The organism is Haematobacter genomosp. 1, from assembly GCF_002196855.1.
GTDB lineage: Bacteria > Pseudomonadota > Alphaproteobacteria > Rhodobacterales > Rhodobacteraceae > Haematobacter.
In genome coordinates, this window is the sequence record NZ_NIPW01000022.1 from 1 (window position 1) to 16,008 (window position 16,008).

Genomic DNA, 16,008 nt, shown 5'->3' on the forward strand with positions numbered 1-16,008 from the left:
CAATCCCGCAAGCAGAAAATGACATCCCGATGCATTTTTTCTGAAATTGCCTAATTATTAGGCAAAAGCGCGCCTTCTGGGCGCAACCTATCCCAGCCGGCGATAGGCGATCCCCCGGGCCAGCCAGCAGCCGAGTTCGGCGCCCGTGATCCGGCCCGCTCCGTCCCTGCGCAGGCGGAGCGTCCAGTCCCCCGGAGCTGGAGCATCCATGGAGCGGCGGGTCGCGACGAGCCAGATATCGGGGGCGAGAGGGCGGGCCAGTTCCATCGGCCCCTGCCCCAGCATCCCGCTGAACCCGACATAGAGGCCCCCCGCCGCGGGCATCAGCACCATCTCGGCCTCCAGCTCATCGGAGCGGAAGTGGCCTTCGGGTATCTCCCTGTCGGGCGGCGGCAGCGGCTCCAATTGCGCGGACAACCTGTCTGCGGACCGCGTCATCAGCATACCCCCCTCCCCTCTCTCCAGCCGGATGCCGGTCGCTTCCAGACCACCGTCGCGGAAGGTCAGGGGTTCCGGCGATGTGGCATAACGCAGGCGGGGGGCTGTACCGCCGTCGATTCTGACTGACAGCCCCGTCTCCCGGCAGAGCCAATGTCCGTCCCAGATCTCGGAGGGCGGGATCAGGGACGGATCGGGAAGATCCAGCATACGCCGGAACAAGCTCCGCGCTGCCGACTGGGCATCCCCCTGATGGTTGAACATGACCACGACGGAGAGACGCGCTTCCCGCGCATGTATCCTGTAGGCCCGGAACCCCCGCAGCGCCCCGCCGTGGCCGGTTACCGCCAGGCCGCCTTCCTGCCCGCGCGACAGACCGTAGCCGTAGGGCGCGGGGCTGCCACCCGCGAAACTTGCCGGCGACGAAATGCGTGAATAGAGCGCGCCCGGATCGTCGCGCGTCGCATCGATCCACGCCTCATAGGCCAGCATATCGGTGAGCGAGGCGGAGATCCCGGCATCGCCCTTCCACCAGATACCGTTGTCGGCGGGGAAAAAGCCCGTGTCCAGCGTGCCCTCATACCCGGTGACCCCGTCCGGGGGGTGGCGGGTATAGGGCACCAGCGCCGCCGTTTCCATCCCTGCGGGGCCGAAGATGTGGCGCGTGTAGAGCGTTGCCAGATCCTCCCCCGTCGCGGCCTCCAGCATCTCCGCGAGCAGACGGAAATTGCCGTTCGAATAGGAATAGCGGGAGCCGGGGGCGAAATGGCCGGTCTTCATGCGCGCAAGCAGGGGCAGGGCATCCTCCCGCCGGAAGGTCTGCTCCGCGCGCGCGCCTTGCAGCACCGTCAGCGCCCAGTAGTCCCGCAGACCCGACTGATTGTCGCAAAGCTGCCGCGTGGTGGGAAGCCGGTCGCGGAACCGGGGCAGATATCCGGCCAGCCGGTCGTCAAGCCGTGCGGGATCGCCGATCTCCGCCAGCAGCGCCGCGCAAGTAAACTGCTTCGAGATGGAGCAGATCGGCAACCGCAGCGCCTCTGTCATCGGGCGGCGGGCGGCAAGGTCGGCGAACCCCCAGCTTCGCACTGCCACGACCCTGCCCTCCCGCACGATCCCCGCGACGCCCCCAGGCCCCGGATACAGGTTTGGCAGAGCGTCCAGCGCGCCTTCGATGTCCATGATCTTTTCCACTTGCAGGGCCGATTCACGTGTCGGCGGCGGGCCGGCGCGCGGCGCAAGGAAGGCAGCCCCGCCCTGCCCCGTCAAGCGGCGGAATTCCCTTGCAGCGACCGTGCGCCCCTGCACTATCCACGCGACAGAAACAGGAGCTCGCCCATGTCCTCCCACGGCTACGAATCCGGTCGCCTCAACCTGCCCTTCGTCGGCATTCCGACTTTCGCCAAAAGCCGCTACGTGGAGGATTGGGACAGTATCGCGGCCGATGTGGCGATCCTGGGGGCGCCTTTCGACTTCGGAACGCAATGGCGCTCCGGCGCCCGCTTCGGACCGCGGGGCATCCGGGAGGCCTCCACGCTCTTCTCCTTCGGTCACGCGGGTGCCTATGACCATGAGGATGACACGACCTATCTGGAGGGGGTGCGGATCGTCGATCTGGGGGATGCGGATATCGTGCATACCGATACGATGGGCAGCCACGCCGCCATCGAATACGGAGTGCGGAAGATACTTGCGGCCGGTGCCGTGCCGGTGGTGCTGGGGGGCGACCACTCCGTCAACATTCCCTGCATCAACGCATTCGAGGATCAGGAGCCGATCCACATCGTCCAGATCGACGCGCATCTGGATTTCGTGGACGAACGGCACGGTGTCCGCTTCGGCCATGGCAATCCGATGCGCCGGGCCTCGGAAAAGCCGTGGGTGACGGGGATGAGCCAGCTTGGCATCCGCAACGTCTCCTCCACAGCCAAGGAAGGGTATGACTATGCCCGCGCACAGGGGTCTGACATCCTCTCCGTCCGCCAGTTCCGCAAGCTGGGGGTGGAGCGCGTGCTGGACAGGATCCCGGCCGGTGCGCGCTATTACCTGACGCTGGACATCGACGGGTTCGACCCCTCGATCGCGCCGGGCACCGGGACGCCCAGCCACGGCGGGTTTCTCTATTATGAGGTGCTGGAGCTGATCGCTGGGCTGTGCGAGCGCGGCCGGATCGTCGGCGTGGACCTCGTGGAAGTCGCCCCCGATTATGACCGGACGGGGACGACGGCGATCCTTGCCGCGCAGATCCTGCTCAACACCATCGGGCGGATGTTCGCGGCGAAATCCTGACGTCCGTCAGGAAATCTTCACCACAAGCTTGCCGAAGTTCCGCCCCTCCAGCAGCCCGATGAACGCCTCCGGAACGGCGGCAAGCCCGCCTTCCACGATATCCTCGCGGTAGCGGATGCGCCCCTCCCGGATCCACCCGGCCATATCGAGGTAGAAGGCGGGGCGCTGGTCCACGAACTCCCGCTGGATGAAGCCGCGGATCAACAGGCTTTTGGAGAGCACCTGCCGCATCAAGCCGGGGAGCCGGTCCGGCCCTTCCGGCACGCCGACGGCATTGTATTGCGCGATGAGACCGCAGACCGGGATCCGCGCAAAGGTGTTCAGCAGCGGAAACACCCCGTCCCAAACCTTGCCGCCGACATTCTCGAAATAGACATCGACCCCGTTGGGGCAGGCTTCGGCAAGACGCTCGGCGAAGTCGGGCGCGCGGTGATCAATGGCCGCGTCGAAACCCAGTTCTTCCCGCACGAAGGCGCATTTGTCAGCCCCGCCCGCGATGCCTACAGCCCGCGCGCCCTTGATCCGCGCAATCTGCCCGACGACGGAGCCCACCGCCCCGCTCGCCGCCGCAACCACGACCGTCTCCCCCGGTTTGGGCTGGCCGATGGTGAGCAACCCCGAATAGGCCGTGAACCCCGGCATTCCCAGCACGCCAAGCGATGTCGTCACCGGGGCTTCGTCGGGATCGAGCTTCCGCAGATCTGCGCCATCCGAAAGCGCGTATTCCTGCCAGCCGGAATGGGAGAGCACCATATCGCCCTCCCGGTAATCGGGATTGCGCGAAACGACGACCTCCGCCACGGTGCCACCTTCCATCACGGCGCCCACCTCCACCGGTGCCGCGTAGGAACGCGCCGCGCTCATCCGGCCGCGCATATAGGGGTCGAGTGACAGGTAGCGAACGCGGAGCAGAACCTCCCCTTCCCGCGGGAGAGGTATTGGCGTCTCCTCCATTCGGAAATTGGCGGGGGTGGGACTCCCATCGGGCCGCGAGGCAAGGACGAGACTGTGGTTGAGGGTATCTGACATCGGGCTCCTCCGTTTCGGGCCAGTTGTGCCATGGGAAGGCACGACTGAAAACCGTTACCTGAATGTAATGTAATAACGTCTAATCACCCAGCAGATTGGTTGCGGGATTTTCCGCGATATCGACGTCGGCATAATACTTCTGTGCTTGCGCAGCCGATCGGTGAAGAGAAAGTTGCATCGCCGCCTGCAAGGGCGCGCCGTCCAGTGCAGCCTGCGTGAGAAAGCCGGAGCGCAAGCCGTGCGGTGAGGCGAACCCCTCCGGCAACCCGGCCTCGCGGATCAGACGGCGCAGCACCGCTGCCACGCCCTCCGGTGTCAGCCGGCGTTTGAGCACCCGGTCTGACTTGCTGATCGGCCGAAAGACCGGACCGCTTTGTATTCCCGCAGCGTCCAGCCACGCGACGAGACTGCGAGCGCCCCTGCCCTTCAGAACGAGTTTCGGGGTAGCGCCTTTCCGCGTGGTCTTGGTGCCCGGCAGCCGTATCCAGACATGTCCGTTCCGGTCGAACTCTCGCAAGTCCAGATCCTCCACGTTCAGCGACACGACCTCGGACCTCCGCCGTCCACCGGATGCCCAGGCGAGCAACAGGATTGCCCGGTCGCGCAGCCCCCGCATGTCCGGCCCTGTAGCGGCCACCAGTTGCAGCAATGTCTCGCGGGTCACCGGGTTCGCCGATTTGGGCGACGGCGGCCGATCAGCAGCGCGCCGGGCCTTCTGTCGCGCCTGGCGGATCAGCGGAAGCTCGAAGGGAGAAGTCAGGTTCTGGATGCGATGGAAGGCGCGCCAGCTTGCAATGCGACGGTCCAGCGTCGCAGCCGCCGGGCAGGCAAGCTGGCGGCGAAGCCCATCGGCGATCAAACGCTCGGCTGCCTGACGTGCTGGATCATGCGCGGCGGCTTCCTCCAGATCGCGCGCGTGATCAAGGAGGAAAGCCAGGGCGACGTCCTCTCGTTCCGGCCAGATCGGCGCTGTGCCGAAACGAAGCATGCGCCAAGCGGAGATATATGCCAGGTCCCGTTCCCAGGCGCGGAGTGTGTTTTCGGGCGTTCCACGCCGGTAAAGCTCGGCAAGGTCGCTGCTGAGCCCGGTGGCGAGCGCTAGGGTGGTAGAGTTATCGACCATGCCGAATGTTCCTCATAAGGAGCAGGATTTGCAAGCAGGTTGAGTTGACAGCTGTCAACATCACCGCGTTGACAGCTGTCAACCTGCCGCAACCGCCCTTCGTGGCAGTCCTCGGACCATCTTTTCCAGCGAGAACGCACCATTCACGGCCTTTTTGGCCAGAACCCGAAGGTATGCGGACGGATGACGGATGGATTTCAGTCTTTGTAGAATGCAAGCAACCGTCGCGGCCGCGCACTCCGGGGTCATGGTTTCTCGGGCTTTCTGCCAGGAGCCGGCGTCGATGCCTATCATCGGGCGCACCTGTTCTGCAGCCTGGATGAAGTCTCGCCAGCTTTTCACGGGATAAAAACTTGCGAATTCCGTGCAGGACTCCATCACTTCAGCTAACTCCGGTGTGACGGGCACCCGCGTAGTTTTCTCTATCGTTATTGTGTTGTTTTCCTGTATGTGCCGCTCATTCTGATCGTCATTGCCGCTCGTTTCTTCCAGTTCGTCTGGCGCGAAAAACTGGTTTAACAGCTCGGCAATTTGCTCAAGTTCTAGGTGTGAAAGCTTACGCCGAAGGGCTTTCTTCATCTCCGTCAATGCAAGACTGTCGGACTGCCCAAGTTGAATCGCGTCCCGAAGCCTGAGGACGACACTCTCTCGCAGTTGTTGAAGCTGGTCATGGGCGCGGCGGCATTCATCCGCCATGCACCGAATTTCAACAGCTCGCCGAGCGAGCGGTGCAAGGTCAAAACCGAACGCACGGGCAGGTCGCGATTCGCTGGCGCGGGTTGCGTAGCGCTTGCCATTGGGGCTGTCGTGACGAAGAATCATGCCCGCTGCGACCAAGGCCGCGATATGGCGACGTAGCGTGCTCTCCGGCATCCCGTGCGCGCGGTGCGAGAGCGTCGCGTTGGAGGGAAAGACGATGCAGCCGTCGGGCGAGATGACGTCGCCTGGAAGAAACGAGATAAGTGCGTGCAGGACCGACAGATCGCGATCGGAAAGTGAAAACGCCTTTCGCGCGACTGTGAGATCGCGCAAAGGCTCCCATTTCGGAACCGCTGTCGCTTCGGCCGAGCCTCGCGCCAGAGCGCGCGCCGCCATCAGGTCAGCCGTAACCGGCCGCCCGAAAGGCGTTATGGAAATATGTTTCATATCATGTCACGAGGACGCGAAATATCGGCCGCCGCAGAAAGACGGGAGTTGACAGCTGTCAACGAAAGCCGCTACGTTCGAAGTGCTAGATCGACGGAACGGCCCTTCGGGATGTCATGTCCTGAGGGGCTTTTCTTTGTCCTGCTTCGTGCTCCCTTGTTGTTGCCCTGATCATTCCTCGCCGCTGGCAAGCCAGCTGCGGTGAATTTCGTCGATATTCTCAACCAGCCATTCCGCGAATTTCGCATGCTGGCTGTTGTCTATTGTAAGCATGGTCGCACGGCTGTTGCGTGAAACCGCGCCCAACCGTTCGCCGCCGTTGCCGGTCAGCGGGGCCTTGTCTGGCGCAGGGGAGGGCGCCCGCTGCGTCAGACCGGCCAGAACTGCCTCGAATTTCGCATCCGAGGTAGCGCCGTCTGCAAGCGGGATTACATCCTCAATACGTCGGCCCTTGAGCCTGGAGGCGAGGGTCGTCCAGCGATCCCGCCCGATCCCCGGTGCCGTCCCGATGGCGCGCATCAGGGGCAGGGGCACTGAATCCGCAACGGAAAGCATACGTGAAATCAATGTCTTATCGATCTGAAGCGCGTCGCAGATGATCTTCCGGTCAAAGCCTTCGTCCCGCATCGCGCGGGCAAAGTTCACTTTCTCGATGAAGCTCAGATCCTTGCGGGCGGTGTTCTCCTGCCCCTGCGCGATCACCAGCTCGCGATCATTCAGGTTGCGGATCATCGCCTTGACGGGTTGCCCAAGCAATTTCAGCGCAGAGACACGGCGCCGGCCATAGACCACCTCATACCGACCCTCATAATTGGGGGAGTGGCGGAGAAGGACGGGCACCTGCTGGCCGTAATCGCGAATACTTTCGGCCAGCGCCGCGATACCTTCAGGGTCGTCATCCAGCCGGTCGCGAATTCCGGCATTGTCGATCATGTCAGGAGGCACGTCGATCACCGAGCGGCTGCGCAGATCGGCGATCGACTGGCTGACCGCGCCAATGGCACCGCGACCGGGCCGGGGAATCGGCTGACTGGTCGAAACGCTGGCAGGGGAGGGGGGGTCTCCCGCGTCCATAAGCCCTTTGAGAAGGTCTTTCCGTGCCATCACGCGCCTCCCTTCCGGCCCCAGGCCTGCTGGATCAGGGCCTCGATCTCGCCGTTCACCGCATTCAGGCTTTCCATGGCACGCTCATAGGTGGCGCGGACGAATTGCGTTCGTTCGATTTCGTAGAGCGTCTGCTTGGTGATTCCCGCATCGGAAATCGCCGTGGACTTCAGCACCGGGTGGTTGAGCACATGTTCCCCGAACATGGAGCGCATGAAGCTCACCATCTGGTTCTGCGGCCCATCGCCCGGCTCATAGCGGGTCACGACATAACGCAGCCAGTCATAAGACATGTTGCCGCCCGCTTCGGACACCACCCCGAGCAGGTTGGACGTCATCAGCAAAAACTGACACATCGACATCACATCCAGCATCTGCGGATGGACGGTCACCAATACCGCGGTGGCAGCAGACAGCGCCGACATCGTCAGAAAGCCCAGTTGCGGCGGGCAGTCGATCACCACCACATCATAATTCGCCTCCACCTCCGCCAGCTTGTCGCCGACGCGGGTGAAGAAGAACTGCCCCGTGCGCGAGGCGAGCATCCGCGGGGTGTCATGCTCGAACTCCATGAGATCGAGATTCCCCGGAATGATGTCGAGATTGGGGAAATAGGTCGGCTGGATCACATCCGCCAGCGGCACCGGCACATCGTAACGGATCGCGTCGTAGAGCGTGCCGCCGTCGATCAGGTCGAATTCCGGCTGAAACCCGTGCAGCGCGCTGAGGCTCGCCTGCGGATCCAGATCGACCGCCAGGACCCGGTAGCCGTCCAGCGCGAGCTTCTGCGCGAGATGCGCGGCAGTCGTTGTCTTGCCGGAGCCCCCCTTGAAATTGATGACGGCGATCACCTGAAGATGGTCGTTCTCCCGCCGCCCGGGCAGATAGGTTCCGGGAGATTTCGCCCCCTTTTCAAGGGTTTCGCGCAGAGCTTGCACATCGGCGAGGGAGTAGTAACGCCGCCCGCCCGCCCGCGTCTCCGGGCTCGGGCCGCGTCCCTCGAGATGCAGTTTCCGCAGATAGGCATCCTTAACGCCCAGAAGCTCGGCCACCTCACCGGAGGTGAACTTCCGCAACTCCTTGCGGGCGTCGGGAGGGAAAAGCTGGGCACGATGCGCCTGAAGCCGCTCCGAAAGACGCGCGGCGTGTTCTCCCACGAGAACGTCAATGCGTTCCTGTTTTGTCATCTACTGCCTCGCGCCAGATCGTTAGTTACGCTTCTGGTCGTTTTATTCTGTTGTTGGCGTAAATAACTGCCTGAAACGCGGGATTCGAACAAGGCCTTTCAGCGGCTTTCCGCACCGGATCCGTCGTCTTTCGCCACAGCTCTGGCGAAAATATCGCCTGATTGTGGAATTACCGGCAGTTTTATCCGTCTTTGTCGGCTCTGCCACGGGATTCGCGGCGCTGGATGCCGGCTCGCGCGGGGGTGGTCAAAGAATCAGGTGCGACAAACATCCGCGGCACCATCGGGCGGTGCTGCGGCGTTTCATCCCTGTCGAGCGGCGGCCAATAGCGCGTAGTATCGCTGACCATAAGCAGACGGCCCGGAGGATGGAAATGACGATGGTGAAGATGAAGATCGGTGGTGCGGAGCAGGCATCGGGCGGCGGCAGGACCTATCAGCGTCTGAACCCGGTGACCGGCGCCGTGGCGAGCGAAGCACCGGCCGCCACGGTCGAGGATGCGGTCGCGGCGGTGGATGCCGCTGCCGCAGCATTCCCCGGATGGGCGGCGCTTGGCCCCAACGCCCGGCGCGCCGCGCTTCTCAGGGCTGCGGATGCTTTGGCGGCGAAGGGCGACCGCTTCGTGGCGGCGATGGCCGCCGAGATCGGCGCGACCGAGCCTTGGGCGCGGTTCAACGTCTCGCTCGCGGCCTCCATGCTGCGTGAGGCCGCCGCGCTTACCACGCAGGTGGCAGGCGAGGTGATCCCGTCCGACAAACCGGGCTGTCTGTCGATGTCGATCCGGGAACCCGCCGGCGTGGTGCTGGGCATCGCGCCATGGAATGCGCCGGTCATCCTCGGCACGCGGGCGCTGGCCACTCCGCTGGCCTGCGGCAATGCGGTGGTGTTCAAGGCCTCCGAGATCTGCCCGCTGACCCACGCCCTCATCGTCGAGGCGCTTGAGGAGGGGGGTCTGCCCAAGGGTCTGGTCAGTCTCGTCACGAATGCGCCCGAGGATGCGGCCGATATCGTCGGCGCGCTCATCGACCATCCCGCGGTGCGGCGGATCAACTTCACCGGCTCGACCAAGGTTGGCCGGATCATCGCGGAGCGCGCGGCACGAAACCTGAAACCCGTGCTTCTGGAGCTGGGAGGCAAGGCGCCGCTCCTCGTCCTCAAGGATGCCGATGTGGACGAAGCCGTGAAGGCCGCGATCTTCGGCGCCTTCTTCAACCAGGGCCAGATCTGCATGTCCACCGAACGCATCATCCTCGCCCCCGAGATCGCGGAGGATTTCGCGGCGAAGTTCATCGCGCGCGCAAAGGCTCTGACGGCGGGCAATCCGGTGGACGGAAGGGCGCCGCTTGGCGCGGTGGTCGATCTGCGGACGGTGGAGAAGGTCGCTGCGCTGATCGAGGATGCGCGTGAAAAGGGGGCGGAAGTGCATTCGGCCGGTGCGCCCGAAGGCGTGCTCATGCCCGCGCAGGTGGTGGACCGCGTCACCCCCGACATGCGCATCGCCTATGAGGAAAGCTTCGGCCCGGTCGTGGCGCTGTTCCGCGCGGCGGACGAGGCGGATGCGATCCGTATTGCCAACGATACCGAATATGGACTGTCTGCCGCGGTCTTCACACGCGATACGGCCCGCGGGCTGGACGTCGCGCGCCAGATCCGCTCCGGCATATGCCATATCAACGGGCCGACCGTGCATGATGAGGCGCAGATGCCCTTCGGCGGGGTGAAGGCGTCGGGTTATGGCCGCTTCGGCGGGCAGGCGGGGATCGCCGAATTCACCGATCTGCGTTGGATCACCATGGAAACACGGCCCGGCCAGTATCCCCTGTAAGCCAGTATCCCCTGTAGGCCACCTCACCGCTTGCGCTCGCGCGCCGGATCGGCAGGATGCGCGCGAGACGCAGGAGAGATGCATGGCCCAGTTGAAGGGTGACAGGACCGAAGCCATCTGCCGTGCCATCCGCCGGGCCATCATCGAAGGTGCGCTGATGCCCGGTGACCGGCTGCCGGAAGACGGTGTGGGCGACTCCTTCGGGGTAAGCCGCACGCTTGCCCGCCATGCGCTTGGCCAGCTGGCCGCCGAGGGGCTGGTCGATCTCCGCCGCAACCGGATCGCCACGGTCGCAGCCCCCACACCGGAAGAGGCGCGCGATATCTTCGACATCCGCATCGCGCTTGAACGGCAGGTGGTGGGCCATCTGGCCGGCGTGCTGACGGAGAAGCAGGCCGCCGAACTCCGGGCGCTCGTGGAAGCGGAGGACAACGCGCGTCATGGGCCGGACGGCCCCGCGATCCGGCTGGCGACGGAGTTCCACGTCCGTCTTGCCGAAATGACGGAGAAGGCGATCCTCGTCCGCTATGTCACGGAAATCTGCTACCGGGCGGGGCTGTCGCTCTCCTCCCTCGCGCGGCCGCATTCATCGGATTGCGCGGTGAGCGAGCATCTCGACCTGATCGAAACCATCCGCACCGGCCCGCGGGAGGCGGCGATGGCGCTCATGGACAGGCATCTGGAGGCGGTCGCCTCGCGCGCGCTGTTGTCGAGCAAGGGGGTCAGGACGCGGGAGCTTGCCGATATTCTCGCGCCATACCTGAACTGACATGGGTTGGCGTTCCGTGCCGGACTGCCAGGGCGCAAATGGCGGCGTCTCCGCAGGCTACCGGCGGGAGAGGGAAGGGTCCAGCAGCCATTCGGCGCTGTCGTTCCAGACGTCGGTCTCCAATATCAACCCGTCCTCCACCACGAAACGATCCACGAAGCGGTTGTGGTCGAAGGGCGTCCCGTCCGGCCAGGCACCGTGGAGATGGCCGGTGCAGTAAACCACCGTGCGCGCGCCGTCCGGCATCGCGTCGTAGCGGTCGATCCGCTTCTTCACCCACGCATAGCGGGCCGCATTGACGCGCGTCGGCCCGTCAGGTGCCGTGAATTCGCGGTTGCCGGTGAAGCGGCACAGGAACTCCGGCGCGACATGAGCCGCGGCGGCCACCGGATCCGGGCGCATCGAAGCCTCAAGGTAGGCCCTGACCGCCGCCACGTCCCGCTCTGTCCTGTCGCTCATTGCCAACCTCTGCCTAAAGTGCATACACATTCAGGATACTGAACCGCCAGCAGGAGACAAGCCGTGACGTTCGACCTCATCCTGCGAAACCTCCGGCCCTATGCCAGCGCGCAGGCAACGGATATCGGCATTCGCGACGGCCGGATCGCGGAAGTGGGGGCATTGGCGGGGCAGGGGGAGGATTTCGGCGGTCGGATCGCCGTGCCCGGACTGGTGGAGAGCCACATCCATCTCGACAAGGCGGGCCTGATCTGCCGCTGCGGGCAGGGCGCCGGGAGCCTTGCCGAAGCCGTCGCCGCCGTCTCCCGTCTGAAGCGGGACTTCAGTGAGGCCGATGTCCATGCCCGGGGTGCGCGGGTGGTGGAGGCGGCGATCCGGCAGGGCACCATGCACATGCGCGCCCATGTGGAGGTGGACCCCCGCGTGGGCCTGCGGAGTTTCGCGGCGATGAAACGCCTGCGGGCGGATTATGCCTTTGCGCTCGACCTCACGCTCTGCCCGTTTCCGCAGGAGGGTCTGACCAATGATCCGGGTGCGGAGGCGCTGCTCCGCCAAGCGCTTGCGGAAGGGGCCGACCTGATCGGCGGCTGCCCCTATACCGACACCGACCCGGAGGAGCAGATCCGGCGCATCTTCGCCATGGCGGTCGAGCATGACGTGGATATCGACTTCCATCTGGACTTCGACCTCGATCCCGGCTGGACGCATATGGATGCGGTCTGCGAGGCGACGGCCCGTGCGGGCTGGCAGGGCCGGGTCACCATCGGTCACGCGACGAAACTTGCCGCGATGGGGAAGGGGGCCTTTGCGCGGTATGCGGACCTGCTCCTGTCGGCGGGGGTGGGGGTGACGGCGCTGCCGTCCACCGACCTCTATCTGAACGGGCGATCGGAGGGGTTCCGCGCGGCGCGCGGTGTGGCGCCGGTGCATCTGCTTGCCGCGCGGGGGGGCAATGCTTCCGTCGCCACCAACAACGTGATGAACCCTTTCACCCCCTATGGCGATGCGTCGCTGCTCCGCATGGCCAACCTCTATGCCAATGTGATGCAGCTCGGGCTGGAGGCGTTTCCGCTTTGCATGGCCCTCATCACGGAGGGGGCGGCACGGCTGATGCGGCTGGAGGGTTACGGGCTGGCGGTGGGTGACCAGGCGGATATCGTCGTGCTGGATGCCGCCGATCCGGTCGAGGCGTTCGGGGGGATCGCCCAGCCCCTCGCCGGGTTCAAGCGCGGGCGGCCGAGTTTCCTCCGCCCGCCTGCCCGGATCCTGCACCCCTGACGGTCAGGAAAGCTGTTCGCCCTTCCGCTCCGGGATCAGGAAGAACATCGCCACGATGTCGAGGACATAGAGCGCGGCCAGCAGGGCGATGGCGGTCTCGAACCCGTGCGTCACCGCGATCGCGCCCACCACGACCGGGCCGAAGCCACCCACCGCGCGGCCGACGTTGAACAGCACGTTCTGCGCCGTGGCCCGGGCCGCCGTCGGGTAAAGCTCGCTCATCAGCGCGCCGTAGCCGCCGAGCATCCCGTTGACGAAGAAGCCCATGACCGCGCCGCCGATCAGCAGCGCCGTCGGATCCGTCAGGCGGGAATAGACCAGCACCATCACCGCCGCCCCCAGCATATAGCCGAAGAACGCGGGCCGCCGCCCGACCCGGTCCGCGATATGGCCGAAGCAGAAGATACCTGCCGCCATCCCGAGGATCGTCACCGCTGTCCACAGCGCGGATTGCGTGAGCGCAAAGCCGAACCGGGTGGAGAGGTAGTTCGGCAGCCAGATCATCACGCCGTAGTAGCCGAAGTTCTGCACCGAGCAGAGGATCACCATGCCGAGGCTGATCTTCCGCGTCTCCCTGTCTGCGACGAGCAGGCCGAGGGGGGAACGGGCGGGCCGCTGGCGCGACTTCTCCACGAACACCTCCGGCTCATGCAGCGTGCGGCGGATCACCCATGCCGCCAGCGCCGGAAACAGGCCGATCACGAACATGCCCCGCCAGCCGATCACCGGCAGCAGAAGCGGTGTGATGAGCGCGGCCGCGAGCACGCCCGCCTGCCAGCCCAGCCCGACGTAGGAGGACGCGCGCGCGCGTTTCGATGCGGGCCAGGCTTCCGCGACCAGCGCCATGCCGATGCCGAACTCTCCGCCCAGCCCGAGCCCCGCGATGGTGCGGTAGATCAGCAGGTCCCAGTAGCCCTGCGCCAAGGCGCTCAGCCCGGTGAACACGGCAAAGACCACGATTGTCCAGGTCAGCACCCGGACGCGGCCCAGCCGGTCGGAGAGCATCCCGAACAGGATGCCGCCCACCACCGCGCCCACCAGCGTCGCGGTGACGAGGGAGGCCGCCTGCGCCGGGCTGAGGCCCAGATCCTGCGAGATGGGTTTCAGCATGAAGCCGAGGATCAGCAGGTCGAACCCGTCCATCGCATAGCCGATGGCCGATCCCCAGAGCGCCTTGCGCGCCTTCGCATCCACCGGGCGGTCGTCCCACGCCGCCCCGGTCCGTTCCTCGACCATCGCCTTGCTCCCGGATTTTGCAGTCGGCCTGCTCTATGCGACGTCCCGTCGCAGGGCAATCCGTTGCGCCGCCCATGAGCCCGATTGGACGTGAGGTCTGCCCGGCAACCGGGCGGTTCGCCTGTTTCCCGGGCATCAGGGGATGCGGAACCGCCGCAACCCGAGCGCGAGAAGGAACATCCCCGTCAGCAGAAGCACCACCGTGGGCGCCGGCGCGCTGTCGAGGAAGAAGCTGAGATAGACCCCGCCCAGCATCGCCACGGCACAGGACAGCGCGGCGACGGCCATCATCGCCGGGAACCGCCGCGACGCCAGAAACCCGATGGCCCCCGGCGCGATGAGCAGCCCCACGGCAAGGATCAGCCCCGTCGCCGACAGCAGCGCCACGATCATCAGCGACAGCAGCACCAGCAGCCCGTAATGCAGCACCCCCGTGCGCAGCCCCATCGCCCGCGCCTGCACGGGGTCGAAGGCGTGGAGCAGCAGGTCGCGCCACTTCAGCAGGAGCGTGCCCGCGACCAGCAGGGAAATCGCCCCCGCTGTCCACAGATCCTGCGGCCCGACGCCCAGCATGTTGCCGAACAGGATATGATCCAGATGCGCGTCGGACGGGATGGAGGTGTAAAGGACGATGCCCAGCCCGAACATCCCGGAGAACACGATGCCCATCACCGTGTCGCGCTTCACCCGGCTGTTGTCGGAGAGGTAGCCGGTGGCAAGCGCCGCCGTCATTCCCGCCCCGAAGGCGCCGAGGATCAGCGGGATCTGCAGGACATAGGCGATGACGATGCCGGGAAGTACGGCATGGCTCACCGCATCGCCCATCAGCGCCCAGCCCTTCAGCACCAGAAAGCACGACAGGAGCGCCGCCGGAACCGCGACGATCGCCGCGATGAGGAAGGCGTTCTGCATGAAGGGGAAGTGGAAGGGCAGGAGCAGGGTTTCCATCAGGCGGTCTCCCTCGTCCGGCGGCGGGCGGCGAGACGTCCGTGCCGGGGGGCAAGAAAGAAGGCCAGCAGGAACACCGTCGTCTGAAGGCAGACGATGATCCCGCCCGTCGCCCCGTTCAGGAAGTAGCTGAGATAGGCGCCGAGAAAGCTCGTCCCCGCGCCGATGGCCACGGAGAGCACGATCAGCCGGGGGAAGCGGTCCGTCAGCAGGTAGGCCGTGGCGCCCGGCGTCACCACCATGGCGATCACCAGAAACGCGCCCACCGTCTGCATCGCCGCCACCACCGAGGCGGAGAGCAACATGAAGAACACCCCCTTCAGCAGCCCGGGGCGGAGGCCGATGGTGCGGGCATGGACCTCATCGAAGAACACGACCATCAGGTCTTTCCACTTCGCCAGCAGGATCGCCAGCGACACGAGGCCGATCAGCGCGAGCTGCAGCGTATCCTCCGGCGTGATGGCAAGGATGTTGCCCATGGTGATCGTCTGGATGGAGACGGACATCGGGTTCAGCGAGACCATGAACAGGCCAAGCCCGAAGAAGGCGGTGAAGATCAGGCCGATCACCACATCGACCCGTAGCCCGGACCGGTCCGAAAGCAGCAGCATCGCGCCCGCCGCCAGCCCGCCCGAAAGGAAAGCCCCGAGCGCGAAGGGAAGGCCGAGCATGTAGGCCCCCACCACACCCGGAACGACCGAATGGGAAAGGGCGTCGCCGATCAGCGACCAGCCCTTCAGCATCAGGTAGCAGGAGAGGAAGGCACAGACGCCCCCCACCAGCGCCGAGACCCACATCGCGTTGGTCATGTAGCTGTAAAGGAAAGGTTCCCACAGGATGCTCATGGCGCGGACCCGCTCCCCGCCAGCGGGGATCCGGTGGGCCGCTTGCCCGCCGCCCGCTCCTGCGTTGTCTGCGTTCCGGGGGGGTGGCCGGGCGGGTTGGCAGGGAGGTGCTGGGGGGCGAACTGCCGACCGGCGGTCGGCTGTCCCGAACCGCTGCGCGCGGCCTGCCCTTTATTGTCCGGGCAGCTCGCCCGGGTTCCGGCGTCAGGCCCCCCCGCGCTTTCTGTTTCCAGCATGGCAATCGCATCCGTTTCCGCGCGACCGGCACCCGCTTCGCCCGCAGCATGGGCCGCATGCCCCGGTGAAGCGCCCGCGCGCCCCGGCAGCGCCCGCCG

14 protein-coding genes are annotated in these 16,008 nt (G+C 65.5%); 4 read left to right on the top strand and 10 right to left on the bottom strand.

Annotated features, from left to right (window positions below; genetic code table 11):
• Positions 1–87: 87 nt before the first annotated feature.
• Entirely contained in the window at positions 88–1,617 is a 1,530-nt protein-coding gene (locus tag CDV49_RS11435) for a D-aminopeptidase (RefSeq protein ID WP_088215643.1), read from the bottom strand.
• Positions 1,618–1,773: 156 nt separating this feature from the next.
• Between CDV49_RS11435 and speB the strand changes: the two genes are divergently transcribed.
• Complete coding sequence (speB, locus tag CDV49_RS11440; protein ID WP_088215579.1) at positions 1,774–2,724, top strand: agmatinase; 951 nt, start codon at positions 1,774–1,776, stop codon at positions 2,722–2,724.
• A gap of 6 nt (positions 2,725–2,730) precedes the next feature.
• Here speB and CDV49_RS11445 read toward each other — a convergent pair whose 3' ends face one another.
• The 5 genes from CDV49_RS11445 to repA form a co-directional block, all read right to left on the bottom strand.
• Positions 2,731–3,753 (bottom strand): NADP-dependent oxidoreductase, encoded by a 1,023-nt coding sequence (locus CDV49_RS11445; RefSeq protein ID WP_088215580.1) that lies wholly within the window; start codon positions 3,751–3,753, stop codon positions 2,731–2,733.
• Between the two features lie 79 nt (positions 3,754–3,832).
• On the bottom strand, positions 3,833–4,876 hold the full coding sequence (locus CDV49_RS11450) for a tyrosine-type recombinase/integrase (protein WP_088215581.1): 1,044 nt from the start codon (positions 4,874–4,876) through the stop codon (positions 3,833–3,835).
• A gap of 78 nt (positions 4,877–4,954) precedes the next feature.
• Complete coding sequence (gene repC, locus CDV49_RS11455; RefSeq protein ID WP_088215582.1) at positions 4,955–6,022, bottom strand: plasmid replication protein RepC; 1,068 nt, start codon at positions 6,020–6,022, stop codon at positions 4,955–4,957.
• Positions 6,023–6,193: 171 nt separating this feature from the next.
• Positions 6,194–7,126 carry a plasmid partitioning protein RepB gene (gene repB, locus CDV49_RS11460; protein WP_088215583.1) on the bottom strand — a complete coding sequence of 311 codons (933 nt, stop codon included), beginning with the start codon at positions 7,124–7,126 and terminating at the stop codon, positions 6,194–6,196.
• Positions 7,126–8,313, bottom strand: a complete 1,188-nt coding sequence (repA, locus tag CDV49_RS11465) for a plasmid partitioning protein RepA (protein ID WP_088215584.1) — start codon at positions 8,311–8,313, stop codon at positions 7,126–7,128. The genes repB and repA overlap by 1 nt, the downstream gene beginning before the upstream one ends.
• A gap of 373 nt (positions 8,314–8,686) precedes the next feature.
• On the opposite strand from repA, the gene CDV49_RS11470 reads away from it, so the two are divergent.
• Together CDV49_RS11470 and CDV49_RS11475 are read left to right on the top strand one after the other, a co-directional pair.
• Complete coding sequence (locus CDV49_RS11470; protein ID WP_088215585.1) at positions 8,687–10,138, top strand: aldehyde dehydrogenase; 1,452 nt, start codon at positions 8,687–8,689, stop codon at positions 10,136–10,138.
• 82 nt (positions 10,139–10,220) lie between these two features.
• On the top strand, positions 10,221–10,907 hold the full coding sequence (locus CDV49_RS11475; RefSeq protein WP_088215586.1) for a GntR family transcriptional regulator: 687 nt from the start codon (positions 10,221–10,223) through the stop codon (positions 10,905–10,907).
• 57 nt (positions 10,908–10,964) lie between these two features.
• On the opposite strand, the gene CDV49_RS11480 is transcribed toward CDV49_RS11475, so the two are convergent.
• On the bottom strand, positions 10,965–11,366 hold the full coding sequence (locus CDV49_RS11480; protein WP_088215587.1) for a nuclear transport factor 2 family protein: 402 nt from the start codon (positions 11,364–11,366) through the stop codon (positions 10,965–10,967).
• Between the two features lie 63 nt (positions 11,367–11,429).
• On the opposite strand from CDV49_RS11480, the gene CDV49_RS11485 reads away from it, so the two are divergent.
• Positions 11,430–12,644 (top strand): amidohydrolase family protein, encoded by a 1,215-nt coding sequence (locus tag CDV49_RS11485; protein WP_088215588.1) that lies wholly within the window; start codon positions 11,430–11,432, stop codon positions 12,642–12,644.
• Between the two features lie 3 nt (positions 12,645–12,647).
• Here the strand turns inward: CDV49_RS11485 and CDV49_RS11490 are convergent, their stop codons facing one another.
• The 3 genes from CDV49_RS11490 to CDV49_RS11500 all read right to left on the bottom strand — a co-directional run bounded on the left by CDV49_RS11490 (position 12,648) and on the right by CDV49_RS11500 (position 15,673).
• A complete protein-coding gene (locus CDV49_RS11490) occupies positions 12,648–13,880 on the bottom strand; it encodes an MFS transporter (RefSeq protein WP_088215589.1) in 1,233 nt (410 codons plus the stop codon).
• Positions 13,881–14,015: 135 nt separating this feature from the next.
• On the bottom strand, positions 14,016–14,831 hold the full coding sequence (locus tag CDV49_RS11495) for a metal ABC transporter permease (RefSeq protein WP_306424949.1): 816 nt from the start codon (positions 14,829–14,831) through the stop codon (positions 14,016–14,018).
• Complete coding sequence (locus CDV49_RS11500; RefSeq protein WP_088215591.1) at positions 14,828–15,673, bottom strand: metal ABC transporter permease; 846 nt, start codon at positions 15,671–15,673, stop codon at positions 14,828–14,830. Before CDV49_RS11500 ends, CDV49_RS11495 begins: the two co-directional genes overlap by 4 nt.
• Between the last annotated feature and the right edge of the window lie 335 nt (positions 15,674–16,008).

Bases quoted from the DNA above. Each gene is read 5' to 3' on its own strand.
- CDV49_RS11490 (WP_088215589.1), bottom strand. From the start codon at position 13,880: ATGGTCGAGGAACGGACCGGGGCGGCGTGGGACGACCGCCCGGTGGAT.
- repB (WP_088215583.1), bottom strand. From the start codon at position 7,126: ATGGCACGGAAAGACCTTCTCAAAGGGCTTATGGACGCGGGAGACCCC.
- CDV49_RS11470 (WP_088215585.1), top strand. From the start codon at position 8,687: ATGACGATGGTGAAGATGAAGATCGGTGGTGCGGAGCAGGCATCGGGC.
- CDV49_RS11500 (WP_088215591.1), bottom strand. From the start codon at position 15,673: ATGAGCATCCTGTGGGAACCTTTCCTTTACAGCTACATGACCAACGCG.
- CDV49_RS11435 (WP_088215643.1), bottom strand. From the start codon at position 1,617: ATGGACATCGAAGGCGCGCTGGACGCTCTGCCAAACCTGTATCCGGGG.
- repA (WP_088215584.1), bottom strand. From the start codon at position 8,313: ATGACAAAACAGGAACGCATTGACGTTCTCGTGGGAGAACACGCCGCG.
- speB (WP_088215579.1), top strand. From the start codon at position 1,774: ATGTCCTCCCACGGCTACGAATCCGGTCGCCTCAACCTGCCCTTCGTC.
- CDV49_RS11475 (WP_088215586.1), top strand. From the start codon at position 10,221: ATGGCCCAGTTGAAGGGTGACAGGACCGAAGCCATCTGCCGTGCCATC.
- CDV49_RS11450 (WP_088215581.1), bottom strand. From the start codon at position 4,876: ATGGTCGATAACTCTACCACCCTAGCGCTCGCCACCGGGCTCAGCAGC.
- CDV49_RS11445 (WP_088215580.1), bottom strand. From the start codon at position 3,753: ATGTCAGATACCCTCAACCACAGTCTCGTCCTTGCCTCGCGGCCCGAT.
- CDV49_RS11480 (WP_088215587.1), bottom strand. From the start codon at position 11,366: ATGAGCGACAGGACAGAGCGGGACGTGGCGGCGGTCAGGGCCTACCTT.
- repC (WP_088215582.1), bottom strand. From the start codon at position 6,022: ATGAAACATATTTCCATAACGCCTTTCGGGCGGCCGGTTACGGCTGAC.